A 13663-nucleotide genomic window follows, 5' to 3' on the forward strand; every position below is an offset into this window, starting at 1 on the left:
AGGATAACCGGAGGACAACCTTCCGGATAGAGGACACCTTGCCGACCAACGACGCCGCTCCCCTACGGGCCGACGCGCGCCGCAACCTGACAAAGATCATGTCGGCGGCCCGCGACGTGGTCGTCGAGCACGGGCTCGACGCACCGATGGAACTGGTGGCACGCCGCGCCGGGGTGGGCGTCGGCACGCTCTACCGGCGATTTCCCACCCGCGAGGCACTGCTCGGTGCCGTAGCCGAGGCGTACGTCGCCGACCTGGTGACCGCCACCCGACGGATCATCGACGGCGCGGCGGATCCCTGGTCGGCACTGCGCGAACTGGTCGACTGGTGCGCGTCTCCGGGGCAGGGCGCGCTGGCCGCGGCTCTGGCCGACCTGCCCGTCGCGCAGGTGCGGGCGCTACCCGCGTTCGCCCGGTCCCGCCAGGAGTGGTTGGACCTGCTGGACGGTCTGGTCACCGATGGGCAACGGGCCGGAACGATCCGCGCGGACATCGGCACCGGCGACCTGGTCGCCCTACTCACCGTCTTCACCTGCCATCCGGACCAGTTGCCCCGGCACGTCGCCGACCAGCCGGCCCGCTACCTGCACCTGATGCTGGACGCGCTGGACGCCACCGCACCCCGTGCCACACCCCTGCCCGGCACCCCGCCGAGCTGATCAATCAGGTGAGGTCGCGGGATCGAGGGCGGCGAGGATCGCCTCGGCGGTGCGCCGACCGACGCCGGGGACCTCGGTGATCTCCTCCACGGTGGCGGCCGAGAGTCGCTTGAGCGAGCCGAAGTGGCGCAGCAGCGCCTTGCGGCGTACCTCACCCAGGCCGGAGATGTTGTCCAGCGCCGAGGTGGTCATCCGCTTGGAGCGACGCTGCCGGTGGAAGGTGATGGCGAAGCGGTGCGCCTCGTCGCGTACCCGTTGCAGCAGGTAAAGCCCTTCCGAGGCGCGCGGCAGGATGACCGGGAAGTCGTCGTCGGGCAGCCAGACCTCCTCCAGCCGCTTGGCCAGCCCGCACAGCGCCACGTCGTCGATGCCGAGCTCGGCGAGGGCCTGCGCGGCGGCGGCGACCTGCGGCGCTCCGCCGTCGACCACGACGAGCTGCGGCGGGTACGCGAACCGGCGCGGCCGTCCGGTGGTCGGGTCGACCAGCGCGCCGATCCCCGGCTCACCGCTGCCCTCCGTACCGGGAGCGTCGGTGACAGCCTGCGCGCCGCCGGAGTCGGCGACGGTGTCCCCGGCGGCGCGCTCCGCGACGGCGAGATCGTCGGCGGATTCGACGCCCGCCTCACCCGTCTCGGCGCGGGCGTCGAGGTAGCGGGCGAAGCGGCGGCGCAGCACCTCGGACATCGCCGAGAGGTCGTCGGTGGCGCCCCGGATGATGAAGCGACGGTATTCGCTCTTACGGGGCAGGCCGTCCTCGAAGACGACCATGCTCGCCACCACGTCGGTGCCCTGGATCTGCGAGATGTCGAAACACTCGATGCGCAACGGCGCCGTACGCAGACCGAGCGCCTCGGTGATCTCGTCGAGTGCCTTGCTGCGGGTGGTCAGGTCACCGGCCCGCTTGAGCTTGTGCCGGGCCAGGGCGTCCTTCGCGTTGCGTTCCACCGTCTCCAACAGGGCGCGCTTGTCGCCACGCTGCGGCACCCGCAACGTCACCCGACCGCCGCGACGGGTGGAGAGCCAGTCGGCCAACGCGTCGGCGTCGGCGGGTAGCTCGGGCACCAGCAGCTCACGTGGCACGTCGGCCTCGCCCTGCTCACCGCCGTAGACCTGGGTGCAGAAGTGGTGCACCAGGTCGCCGGTGGTCAGCTCCTCGGTCTTCTCCACCACCCAGCCGCGCTGGCCGCGTACCCGACCGTCGCGGATGCGGAAGACCTGCACGGCGGCTTCGAGCGGGTCGTCGGCGAAGGCCACCACGTCGGCGTCGGTGCCGTCACCGAGCACCACCGTCTGCTTCTCCATCGCCCGGCGCAGCGCCGCGACGTCGTCGCGCAGCCGGGCGGCGCGCTCGAACTCCAACGCGGCGCTGGCCTCGGCCATCTCGCGTTCCAGCTTGCGGACCATGGTGTCGGTGCGCCCGGCCATGAAGTCGCAGAAGTCGTCGACGATCTCGCGGTGCCGCTCGGCGGAGACGCTGCCGACGCAGGGGGCCGAGCACTTGCCGATGTAGCCCAGCAGGCAGGGACGGCCGACCTGCCCGGCCCGCTTGAACACCCCGGCGGAGCAGGTGCGGGCCGGGAAGACGCGCAGCAGCAGGTCGAGCGTCTCGCGGATCGCCCAGGCGTGGGAGTACGGCCCGAAGTAGCGCACCCCCTTACGCTTGGCCCCGCGCATCACCTGGAGCCGTGGATATTCCTCGTCGAGGGTCACGGCCAGGTAGGGGTAGGACTTGTCGTCGCGGTAGCGGACGTTGAACCTCGGGTCGTACTGCTTGATCCAGAGGTATTCGAGCTGGAGCGCCTCGACCTCGGTGCTCACCGTGACCCAGTCGACCGACTCGGCCGTGGTGACCATCTGTTGGGTGCGCTGGTGCAACCCCCACAGGTCGGCGAAGTAGGAGTTGAGCCGACTGCGCAGGTTCTTCGCCTTGCCCACGTAGATCACGCGACCGGTGCCGTCGTAGAAGCGATAGACCCCCGGCGCCTCGGGAATCGTGCCCGGCGCGGGACGGTAGGTCGACGGATCAGCCACACTCCGAGACTAGTCGCCGCCCCCGACAGCCCGAATCATCCCCGGATGGGCCTTCTCGCCCTGACTGACTGGCTCGACCGAGGCCGTCATCGACTCCTTCCAATATCGAACGCCTCGACCTACCATCCAGTAACCGAATGTTCTTCATGTAATGATCCTGCCCGCTGGTCCCCGTCCACAAAGGATCGCCATGACCGGTCTCACCGCCACCCGCCGGCTGATCGCCGGTGCCACGACCGCCGCCCTCGCCGCCTTCCTCGTCACCGTTCCCACCACCGCCCCCGCCGCCGCGACCACCACCCTCGCCGCCGACGACTACTGCCTGGGCGAGTGCTCGGAGATCCTGCCGCCCGGCCAGAACGGCAACGCCACCCTGGTCGACATCCTGGGCCACCAGGTCCTCGGCACCCGACCCCGGCACTCCACCGACCAACTCGACAAGTACGCCGACCTCGTCTACGGCTACGCCGGACTGCGCGCGGACCAGATCGACACCTTCTTCGCCGACGCCTCCTTCGGAGTCGCGCCCAGCCAGGTGGAACGCGACTACTCCCCCCGCTCGGACGTGCGCATCGTGCGGGACCGGGCCAACGGCGTACCGCACATCACCGGCACCACCCGCGCCGGCACCATGTTCGGCGCGGGCTACGCCGGAGCCGAGGACCGGCTGTTCACCATGGACCTGTTGCGGCACGTCGGCCGGGGCACCCTGACCCCGTTCGCCGGTGGTGCGCCGGGCAACCGGGCGTTGGAGCAGAGCGTCTGGCGCACCTCCCCGTACACCGAGGCCGACCTGGCGGCGCAGGTCGCCGCGCTGCGGCGCAAGGGCGATCGCGGTGAGCAGCTCTACCAAGACGTGCAGGAGTACGTCGCCGGGGTCAACGCCTACATCCGCACCTGCATGGCCAACCGCAACTGCCCCGGGGAGTACGTGCTCACCGGCCACCTCGACGCGATCACCAACGCCGGCGGACCCGAACCGTTCGTCATGACCGACCTGATCGCCATCGCCGGGGTGATCGGTGGCCTGTTCGGCGGCGGTGGCGGCAACGAGATGCAGTCCGCGCTGGTCCGCATCGCCGCCCGGGCCAAGTTCGGCCCCGTCGAGGGCGACCGGATCTGGAACGGGTTCCGGGGGCAGAACGACCCGGAGACCGTGCTGACCCTGCACGACGGGCAGAGCTTCCCGTACGGCGACGCCTCCCCCGACGCACCGAGCGTGGTGCTGCCGGACGCCGGATCGGCCCGGGTCGAGCCGGTCGTCACCGACCCGACCGGTTCGGCCACCTCCACCACCGGCTCGCCCCGCAGCGCGGAACTGGCCGCCGCGCTGTCCGGGCTGACCATCGACCCGGCGCACCGGGGCATGTCCAACGCCGCGGTGATCTCCGCCGAACACTCCGCCAGCGGACACCCGGTGGCCGTCTTCGGGCCGCAGACCGGCTACTTCGCGCCCCAACTGCTGATGGTCCAGCAGTTGCAGGGGCCGGGCATCAGCGCCCGAGGCGCCGCCTTCGCCGGGCTCAACCTGTACGTCCTGCTCGGCCGGGGTCAGGACTACGCCTGGAGCGCCACCTCCGCCGTGCACGACATCACCGACACGTACGCGGTGCCGCTCTGCGTACCCGGCGGTGGCACCCCGACGCTGGAGAGCAACCACTACCTGTTCCGGGGCCAGTGCCTGGCGATGGAGGAGTTGTCCCACGTCAACCGGTGGAGCCCCACCGTCGCCGACGGCACCGCGGCCGGGTCGTACCGGCTGGTCGCCTGGCGTACCAAACTCGGTCTGGTGGCGTGGCGGGGCACCGTCGGCGGCGTGCCGCACGCCTTCACCCACCTACGCTCCACCTACGGTCGGGAGGCCGACTCCGCGATCGGTTTCCAGATGTACAACGACCCGACCCAGATGGGCTCCGCCGCGGCCTTCCTCACCTCGGCGAGCAACGTCGAGTTCGCGTTCAACTGGTTCTACGTCAACTCCACCGACACGGCGTACTTCAACTCCGGGCTGAACCCGGTGCGGGCGCCCGGCAGCAACCCGAACCTGCCGATGAAGGCCGAGCGGGCGTACGAGTGGCAGGACTTCGACCCGGAGACCGGCACCGCCCGGTACACCCCGGCGTCGGCCCACCCGCAGTCGGTCAACCAGGACTACTACATCAGCTGGAACAACAAGCAGGCCAAGGACTTCGGCGCCGCCGACGGCAACTTCAGCTTCGGCGCGGTGCACCGAGGCGACCTGCTGGACAAGCCGGTACGGGCGGCGCTCGCGGCGGGGCGCACGTTCGACCGGGCCTCGCTGACCGAGCTGGTGCAGCGGGCCGGGCTGACCGACCTGCGGGGTGCCGAGGTGCTCGACGAACTGATCCGGGTGCTGGAGAGCCAGCCGGTCACCGACACCGCCGTGGCCGCCGAGATCGCCCGGTTGACGGCGTGGCGGCAGGCCGGCGCGCTGCGGGTGGAGACGGCCAAGGGCAGCCGGGTGTACCAGCATGCCGACGCGATCAGGACCTTCGACGCCTGGTGGCCGCTGCTGGTGCGGGGCATGTTCCGCGAGCCGCTCGGCGCGGAGCTGTACCAGTCGCTGGTGAACACCCTCCAGGTCAACGAGTCACCCTCCGGCCACCAGCAGGGCGACGTGTCCAACCTGCCGACCTCGGCGAACAGCGCCCAGACCCACAAGGGTTCGGCGTTCCAGTACGGCTGGTGGGGTTGGGTCGACAAGGACCTGCGGGCCGTCCTGGGCGAGCCGGTGGCCGGTGGGCCGGGACGTACCTTCTGCGGCGACGGGAACCTGGGCTCCTGCCGCCAGGTCCTGCTCGACACGCTGCGTACGGCGATGGCGACCCCGGCCGCGCAGACCTATCCGGGTGACTCGACCTGCGCCGCCGGTGACCAGTGGTGCGCCGACGCCATCATCCAGTCGCCGTTGGGCGGCATCACGCACGCCCCCACCGCCTGGCAGAACCGCCCCACCTACCAGCAGGTGGTCTCGTTCCCCGCCCGACGTGGCGACGACCTGAGCAACCTGGCGGCCGGGCGGCCGGTCACCGCCTCCAGCAGCCAACTGTTCAACGGCGCGGGTCGCGCCGTAGACGGCGACCTGGGCACCCGCTGGGCCAGTTCCTGGTCGGACAACCAGTGGCTGCGGGTGGATCTCGGATCCGTCCGCCAGGTCGGTCGGGTGGTGCTGGCCTGGGAGGCGGCCTACGCCCGGTCGTACCGGGTGGAGGTGTCCACCGACGGGGCCACCTGGCGCCCGGTCTGGTCGACCACCGCCGGGGACGGCGGCACCGACGTGCTCGCCTTCGCCCCGCAACAGGCCCGGTACGTGCGGATGTACGGGCTGACCCGGGGTACCTCGTACGGCTTCTCGCTCTGGGAGATGTCGGTTCACGCCCAGTGAGGCCGACGGTCGCGGCCGGGACGGGTTCGTCCCGGCCGCGACCACCGTACGACTCGGCGCGTGGTCGAGGGGACCATGGCCCGCTCGACCACGCTCAGGCCAGCGCGATCTGGTCGCCGTCGACTCTGATGTCCTTCGCCGGCAGCGGCGTGGTGGCCGGACCGGCCTTGACCGAGCCGTCCTCGATGGAGAACCTGCTGCCGTGGCAGGTGCAGTTGATGGTGCCGCCGTCGACGTTCGACACCGGGCAACCCTGATGGGTGCAGACCGGGTCGAAACCCTTGAACTCGCCGGCGGTCGGCTGGGTGATCACCACACCCTGGGCGGCGAAGACCGCGCCGCCACCGACCGGGATGTCGGTCGTCCGGGCCAGTGACTGGGCACCCGAACGGTCCCCGCCACCGGCGTCACCGGTGTCGGTGACCTGCGGTCCCGGGCTCGGCGCCGCCCCGTCGTCGTCCCCACCACCGCAGGCGGTCAACGCCATCGCCGCACCGACCGCACCCGCACCCGTGAGCACGGCCCGGCGGGTACGCACCCCAGGCCCGACCACCGGCACCTGCTCGTCACTCATGTCTCGCCCCTCCGTCGGTCACCCGGTGCGTGATCTGTGGCCACTCTCCCCTACACGCGCCACTCTGCCCGGCGGTTCACCCGATCGACCACCCGAGCGCGCCGCCCCGCCACGGCGGTCAACGTGCGGCGGCGGTGGCCTTCCGGCCACCTCGGGCCCGGGTGCCGTTGGCCTTCGCCGCCCGCGCGGTGGCCGCCACGGCACCCTTCGCCGCGCCGTCGAGCTTGAGCACGCCCCGCAGGAACTGCCCGGTGTGACTCTCGGCGACCTCGGCGACCTCCTCCGGGGTGCCGGTGGCGAGCACGGTGCCGCCCCGGTGGCCGCCCTCGGGCCCCATGTCGATCAGCCAGTCCGCGCTCTTGATCACGTCGAGGTTGTGCTCGATCGTGATCACCGTGTTGCCCTTGTCGACCAGGCCCTCCAACACCAGCAGCAGCTTGCGGATGTCCTCGAAGTGCAGGCCGGTGGTGGGTTCGTCGAGCACGTAGACCGTCCGCCCGGTGGAGCGCTTCTGCAACTCCGAGGCGAGCTTGACCCGCTGTGCCTCGCCGCCGGAGAGGGTCGGCGCGGGCTGCCCCAGCCGTACGTAGCCCAGGCCCACGTCGACAAGCGTCTTGAGGTGCCGGTGGATGGCCGGGATGGCGGAGAAGAACTCGGCCGCCTCCTCGATCGGCATCTCCAGCACGTCGGAGACGGTCTTGCCCTTGTAGTGCACCTCCAGGGTCTCCCGGTTGTACCGGGCACCCTTGCAGACCTCGCAGGGGACGTACACGTCGGGCAGGAAGTTCATCTCGATCTTGATCGTGCCGTCGCCGGAGCACGCCTCGCAGCGACCGCCCTTGACGTTGAAGGAGAACCGCCCCGGGCCGTACCCCCGGACCTTGGCCTCGGTGGTCTCGGCGAACAGCTTGCGCACGTGGTCCCAGACCCCGGTGTAGGTGGCCGGGTTGGAACGCGGAGTCCGGCCGATCGGTGACTGGTCGACACCGACGACCTTGTCGACGTGCTCCAGGCCGGAGACCCGGGTGTGTCGGCCCGGCACCAGTCGGGCACCGTTGATCTGGTTGGCCAGCACGGCGTAGAGGATGTCGTTGACCAGGGTCGACTTGCCCGAGCCGCTGACCCCGGTGACCGCGATCAGCTGGCCGAGCGGGAAGCTCACGGTCAGGTTGCGCAGGTTGTGCTCGCGGGCCCCGTGCACCACCAGCTCCCGCCCGGGAGTCTGCGGTCGGCGTCCCCTGGGCGTCGGGATCTCCCGCCGACCGGACAGGTACGCCCCGGTCAACGACTCCGGATTCTCCAGCAGCGCGGGCACCGAACCGCTGTGCACGATCCGGCCGCCGTGCTCCCCGGCCCCGGGACCGATGTCGACGATCCAGTCGGCGGTGCGGATGGTGTCCTCGTCGTGCTCGACCACGATCAGCGTGTTCCCGAGCCCCCGCAGCCGCACCAGCGTCTCGATCAGCCGGTGGTTGTCCCGCTGGTGCAACCCGATCGACGGTTCGTCCAGCACGTAGAGCACCCCGACCAGGCCGGAGCCGATCTGGGTGGCGAGCCGGATCCGCTGCGCCTCACCGCCGGAGAGGGTGCCGGCCGGGCGGTCCAGGGAGAGGTAGTCCAACCCGACGTCGAGCAGGAAGCGCAGCCGGGCGTTGATCTCCTTGAGCACCCGCTCGGCGATCAGCTTCTGCCGGTCGGTCAACTCGATTCCGGCCAGCAGGTCGGCGCACTCGCCGACCGACAGGTTGCAGACCTCGGCGATGCTGCGCCCCGCCAGGGTGACCGCGAGGACCTCGGGCTTGAGTCGGGCACCTCCGCAGGCCGCGCAGGGCACGTCGCGCATGTAGCCCTCGTACTTCTCCCGCGACCACTCCGACTCGGTGTCGGAGTGCCGACGCTCGATCCACTGCACCACACCCTCGAAGCCGGTGTAGTACGAACGCTCGCGGCCGTACTTGTTGCGGTAACGCACGTGCACCTGGTCGTCGGAGCCGTGCAGGATCGTCTTCTGCGCCCGCGACGGCAACGCCCGCCAGGGCGTGTCGAGATCGAAGTGTTCCGCCTCGCCGAGCGCCTCCAGCAGGCGGAGGAAGTACTCCAGGTTGTGCCCGTTGCCCCAGGGCTGGATCGCCCCCTCCCGCAGCGAACGCTCCGGATCCGGGACGACCAGCTCGGGGTCGACCTCCTTCTTGGTGCCGAGGCCGGTGCACTCCGGGCAGGCGCCGTAGGGCGCGTTGAAGGAGAAGACCCGGGGTTCCAGGTCCTCGATCGCGAGCGGGTGGTCGTTGGGGCAGGCCAGGTGCTCGGAGTACCGGCGCTCCCGGTCGGGGTCGTCCTCGTCGAGGTCGACGAAGTCGAGCAGGACCAGCCCGCCGGAGAGACCCAGGGCGGCCTCGACCGAGTCGGTCAGCCGCTGCTTGGCGCTGGGCTTGACGCTGAGCCGGTCGATCACCACCTCGATGGTGTGCTTCTCCTGCTTCTTCAGCTTCGGCGGGTCGGTGAGCTGGTGCACCACCCCGTCGACGCGGGCTCGGGCGTACCCCTTGGCCTGTAGCTCGGCGAAGAGGTCGACGTACTCGCCCTTGCGCCCCCGGACGACCGGTGCGAGCACCATGAAGCGCGTCCCCTCCGCCATGGCCAGGACCCGGTCGACGATCTGCTGCGGGCTCTGCCGGGAGATCCGCTCGCCGCAGACCGGGCAGTGCGGCTCGCCGACCCGGGCGAACAGCAACCGCAGGTAGTCGTAGACCTCGGTGATGGTGCCGACGGTGGAGCGGGGGTTACGCGAGGTGGACTTCTGGTCGATGGACACCGCAGGGCTCAGGCCCTCGATGAAGTCGACGTCGGGCTTGTCCATCTGGCCGAGGAACTGCCGGGCGTACGACGACAGCGACTCGACGTACCGGCGCTGCCCCTCGGCGAAGATCGTGTCGAAGGCCAGGCTCGACTTGCCCGACCCGGACAACCCGGTGAACACGATCAGGGCGTCCCGGGGCAGGTCGAGGCTGACGTCACGCAGGTTGTGCTCGCGTGCGCCACGGATGATCAGACGGTCGGCCACGGTCCGTGTACTCCCGGATGAGAACGAAGAGGAAGATCTGTCCGCTTCTGAGTGAAATCAGCGGTTGTGCCGGCGCGAAGAATGCGCCCCGGCAACTGTAGACCCGCCCTCCGACAACTTTCCCCACCCGCACCCGCCCGCCCCTCCCCACGGCGGGTGCGGAGGGGCGGGTTCGACGGTCAGCGGCGGCGGTTGGCGCGGCGGCGGGTCTCGTGGGCGATCTCCCGTCGCAGCCGACGCCAGCTCTCCCAGCGCCGGGCGGTCAACGCACCGGAGTCCAACGCCACCCGCACCGCGCAACCCGGTTCGGCCTCGTGTCCGCAGTCGGCGTACCGGCAGTCGTCGGCCAGCTCGGCGATGTCGGCGAAGGCACGGTCGAGCCCGGTCGCCCCGTCGAGCAGGCCGACGGCCCGCACGCCGGGCGTGTCCACCACGGCACCCCCGCCGGGCAGCGGCACCAGCGCCCGCCAGGTGGTGGTGTGCCGTCCCTTGCCGTCGACCCGACGGATCGCCTGGGTCGGCATCACCACCGCCGAGGCGAGCGCGTTGACCAGGCTCGACTTGCCCGCGCCGGAGGGCCCGAGCAGCCCGAGGGTGCGACCGGGGTCGACCTCGGCGCGCAGCGGCTCCAGGCCGGTACCGCGTTCGGCGCTGACCGGCAGCACCGGCACACCGGGCGCGAGGGCCGCCAGGTGCCGCGCCACCGCCGCCGGATCGGCCGCCAGGTCGGTCTTGGTCAGCACCACCAGCGGCCGGGCCCCCGACTCGTGGACCAGCGAGAGCAACCGCTCGATGCGGGCCGCGTCCGGCTCCGGGTGCACCGCCTCCACCACCGCCGCCACGTCCAGGTTGGCGGCCAGCAGTTGGCCGCTGGCGTCCTTGCCGGCGGTACGCCGGATCAGCGCGGTACGCCGGGGCAGCACGGCCTCCACCGTCGCCCGCCCGTCGGGCCAGGCGCACCAGAGCACCCAGTCACCGACGCAGGGCAGCCGGGTGGCGTCGCCGACGGCGGCGGCCAGCACGGCGCCGCCGGTCGAGGCGCGCACCGGCCCGTCCTCGGTGAGTACGGTGCAGACGCCCCGGTCGACGCGGGCCACCCGGCCGGGTTGATGATTGGTACGGATACGTTCCAGCTGGGCCGCCCGGTCGGTGTCCCAACCCAGGGCGGTCAACGAGATGGTCATGGCTCCTCGTTCAGTGTCGGTGCGGGTGATACACGGGTGCGGTGACCGGCATGACCACCACCTCCTCCGCTCCGGCGCGCGCACGAACCTCGTCGATCTCCCCCATTGCCCGCCGGGCTGCGAGGCACAGGGACGGGTCGTCCGCGCCGCGCGATCCGGGCCGAGGAAGTCGCTGGCACAGACGGTAGGGCGGACCGCGCCGCGCCGGAAGTGAATTCCCCGGCGACGGGGTGGTCACCGGCCGCTAGGGTCAGCAGGGTGACCATGGATCCGCTGCTGCTGACCGGCGACGTGGACGACGCCACGGCTCGCCTGCTGCGAACGGCGGCCAGCTTCGACGCCGCCGACCTCGCGGCACCGTCCCTGCTGCCGGGGTGGAGCCGGGGCCACGTGCTCGCCCACGTCTGCCGCAACGCCGACGGCTTCGTCAACCTGCTCACCGCCGCGCGGACCGGCGAGCAGATCCCGATGTACGCCAGCGCCGAGGCCCGGACCACCGACATCGAGGCCGGCGCGGCGCGTACCCCCGAGGAGCAGTTGGCCGACCTGCGCCGCAGCGCGGACCGGTTCGCCGAGGCCGTCGCCGCCATGCCGGTGCCGGCGTGGGGCGCCACCGTGCAGACCCGAACCGGCGCGTGGCCGGCCGCACTGCTGGTCTGGGGTCGGCTGCGGGAGCTGGAGGTCCACCACGTCGACCTGGCGGCCGACTACCGGCCCGCCGACTGGTCACCGGACTTCGCCCACCGGCTGCTGCACGAGGTGACCGCCGCCTTCGCCGACCGCGACGACGCGCCGGCGATGGTGCTGCGCTTCGACGGCAGCGGCCACGAACTGGTGCTCGGCGACCGGGCCCAGGCTCCGGTCGTCGCCGGTTCCGCGGCCGAACTCGCCGCGTGGCTGACCGGCCGCGCCCCCGGTACCACGCTGACCGTCACCCCCGACGGCCAGCTGCCCCGACCGCCCGAATGGATCTAGGAGCCATGACCTACAGCGGAGAAGTCACCCCCGGCGGCCCGCCCGCGGTACGCGAACTCGACCGGCTGACCATCACCAAGGTGTCGGTCGGTCCGATGGACAACAACGCGTACCTGCTGCGGTGTGTCAACACCGGCGAGCAGGTGTTGATCGACGCCGCGAACGAGGCACCCCGCCTGCTGGAGCTGATCGGCGACGCGGGGCTCGCCGCGGTGGTGACCACCCACCAGCACATGGACCACTGGGTCGGTCTGGAAGAGGTGGTGGCCAAGACCGGCGCCCGCGCGCTGGTGCACGCCGACGACGCCGACGGGCTGCCGATCGAGGCGGAGACCCTCACCGACGGCGATGTCGTGCCGGTCGGTGACTGCGCCCTGGAGGTCATCCACCTGCGCGGCCACACGCCGGGCTCGGTGGCGCTGCTCTACCGCGATCCGGCCGGTGTCGCGCACCTTTTCACCGGCGACAGTCTCTTCCCGGGTGGCGTGGGCAACACCGACCGGGATCCGCAGCGGTTCGCCGCGCTCATCGACGATGTCGAGCACAAGCTGTTCGACCGGCTGCCCGACGACACCTGGTTCTACCCCGGGCACGGTCGGGACTCGACCCTCGGCGCGGAGCGCCCGCAGCTGCCCGAGTGGCGGGCCCGCGGCTGGTGACGGCCGGGTCACCCGGCGGGGAAGGCGCTGCGGGTCAGCGGGTGACCGCGCGCAGTCGCCGCCGGGTGCCCAGCAGCACCAGGGCCGCCAGCAGCAGTCCGCCGACCATGGTCACCAGCAGCGGGCTCGCCCCGGCGGGAAGCAACCCGGCCAGCGTCCGCGACGCGGTGCCCACCGCCAGGTAGAGGCCGGTCCATCCGGCCGCACCGAGCGCCGCGAACCGGAGAAACCGCCGGTACGACATGTGCAGTCCACCGGCGGCCAGCGGCAGCAGCGCGTTGAACACCGGCAGGAACGGAGCGATCAGCACCAGGCGACCGCCGTCGCGGCGCAGGATGGTCTCCGCCGTGATCCACCGCGCCTCGCCGACCCACCTGCCGAAGCGGCTGTGCCGCAGCTGGTCACCCCAGCGCCGGCCGACCATGAAGCTCAACGACCAACCGGTGAGGCAGCCGGTGACGACGGCGACGAAGGTCGCGAGCCCGGTGGTGGGGGTGCCGACCGCCACGGCGGCGAGCACCGCCACGTCGCCGGGCACGAGCACCCCGAACAGCGGTACCGCGTCGAAGAGCATGACCACCCCGAGCACCGCCATCAACACGACCACGGGAAGCTCCCCGACCTGAGCCAACTGGTCCGCCATGGCTCGTACGCTAGGACCTGCCCGCCACGGTGGACACCGGGTTTCCTCCCCATTCTCCCGGTGTGGTCCCTGCGGGTGATCCCTGATCCCGATCATCGCCTCGGGCGTCATCCACCGCATCACCTGGGGCGCTTCGCCCGGCAAATCCACTATTCACCGGTTACTGTCGGGAAGATATTGGGCGATCACCGGCGCGCAAGCCGGGGCCGCCCGCATGGAACAGGGAGAGAGTAAGCATGGCAACCGGCACCGTGAAGTGGTTCAACTCCGAAAAGGGCTTCGGCTTCATCGAGCAGGACGGCGGAGGGCCTGACGTCTTCGTCCACTACTCGGCCATCCAGTCCGGCGGTTACCGCGAGTTGACCGAGGGCCAGAAGGTCGAGTTCGACGTGACCCAGGGGCAGAAGGGGCCGCAGGCGGACAACGTCCGTCCGCTCTGACCCGTACCGGTCCTGCGGGGATGACCACACG

Annotated in this window: 10 protein-coding genes; 5 read left to right on the top strand and 5 right to left on the bottom strand. The window is 71.3% G+C overall.

Annotation, left to right across the window (positions count from 1 at the left end):
- Nucleotides 1–38: 38 nt before the first annotated feature.
- A complete protein-coding gene (locus FF096_RS15085; RefSeq protein ID WP_155218496.1) occupies nt 39–659 on the top strand; it encodes a TetR/AcrR family transcriptional regulator in 621 nt (206 codons plus the stop codon).
- On the opposite strand, the gene uvrC is transcribed toward FF096_RS15085, so the two are convergent.
- A complete protein-coding gene (gene uvrC / locus FF096_RS15090; RefSeq protein WP_309223340.1) occupies nt 660–2690 on the bottom strand; it encodes an excinuclease ABC subunit UvrC in 2031 nt (676 codons plus the stop codon). It lies immediately after the preceding gene.
- Nucleotides 2691–2880: 190 nt separating this feature from the next.
- Here uvrC and FF096_RS15095 point away from each other — a divergent pair, with 190 nt between their 5' ends.
- Nucleotides 2881–6096: a penicillin acylase family protein gene (locus FF096_RS15095; RefSeq protein WP_155218498.1), complete on the top strand. Its 3216-nt coding sequence runs from the start codon at nt 2881–2883 to the stop codon at nt 6094–6096.
- 94 nt (nt 6097–6190) lie between these two features.
- Here the strand turns inward: FF096_RS15095 and FF096_RS15100 are convergent, their stop codons facing one another.
- From FF096_RS15100 to rsgA, 3 genes are all read right to left on the bottom strand, one after another.
- Complete coding sequence (locus FF096_RS15100; RefSeq protein ID WP_155218500.1) at nt 6191–6670, bottom strand: Rieske (2Fe-2S) protein; 480 nt, start codon at nt 6668–6670, stop codon at nt 6191–6193.
- Nucleotides 6671–6788: 118 nt separating this feature from the next.
- Complete coding sequence (gene uvrA, locus FF096_RS15105) at nt 6789–9731, bottom strand: excinuclease ABC subunit UvrA (RefSeq protein WP_309223341.1); 2943 nt, start codon at nt 9729–9731, stop codon at nt 6789–6791.
- Nucleotides 9732–9910: 179 nt separating this feature from the next.
- Nucleotides 9911–10915 (bottom strand): ribosome small subunit-dependent GTPase A, encoded by a 1005-nt coding sequence (gene rsgA, locus FF096_RS15110; RefSeq protein ID WP_155218502.1) that lies wholly within the window; start codon nt 10913–10915, stop codon nt 9911–9913.
- Between the two features lie 258 nt (nt 10916–11173).
- Between rsgA and FF096_RS15115 the strand changes: the two genes are divergently transcribed.
- Complete coding sequence (locus FF096_RS15115; RefSeq protein ID WP_309223342.1) at nt 11174–11890, top strand: maleylpyruvate isomerase family mycothiol-dependent enzyme; 717 nt, start codon at nt 11174–11176, stop codon at nt 11888–11890.
- Between the two features lie 5 nt (nt 11891–11895).
- Nucleotides 11896–12549: an MBL fold metallo-hydrolase gene (locus FF096_RS15120; protein ID WP_155218504.1), complete on the top strand. Its 654-nt coding sequence runs from the start codon at nt 11896–11898 to the stop codon at nt 12547–12549.
- Nucleotides 12550–12583: 34 nt separating this feature from the next.
- On the opposite strand, the gene FF096_RS15125 is transcribed toward FF096_RS15120, so the two are convergent.
- On the bottom strand, nt 12584–13192 hold the full coding sequence (locus tag FF096_RS15125) for a DedA family protein (protein ID WP_155218506.1): 609 nt from the start codon (nt 13190–13192) through the stop codon (nt 12584–12586).
- 236 nt (nt 13193–13428) lie between these two features.
- Between FF096_RS15125 and FF096_RS15130 the strand changes: the two genes are divergently transcribed.
- Entirely contained in the window at nt 13429–13632 is a 204-nt protein-coding gene (locus tag FF096_RS15130; protein ID WP_093401468.1) for a cold-shock protein, read from the top strand.
- Nucleotides 13633–13663 lie beyond the last annotated feature (31 nt).

It is taken from the genome of Micromonospora sp. CP22, assembly GCF_009712475.1.
GTDB lineage: Bacteria > Actinomycetota > Actinomycetes > Mycobacteriales > Micromonosporaceae > Micromonospora.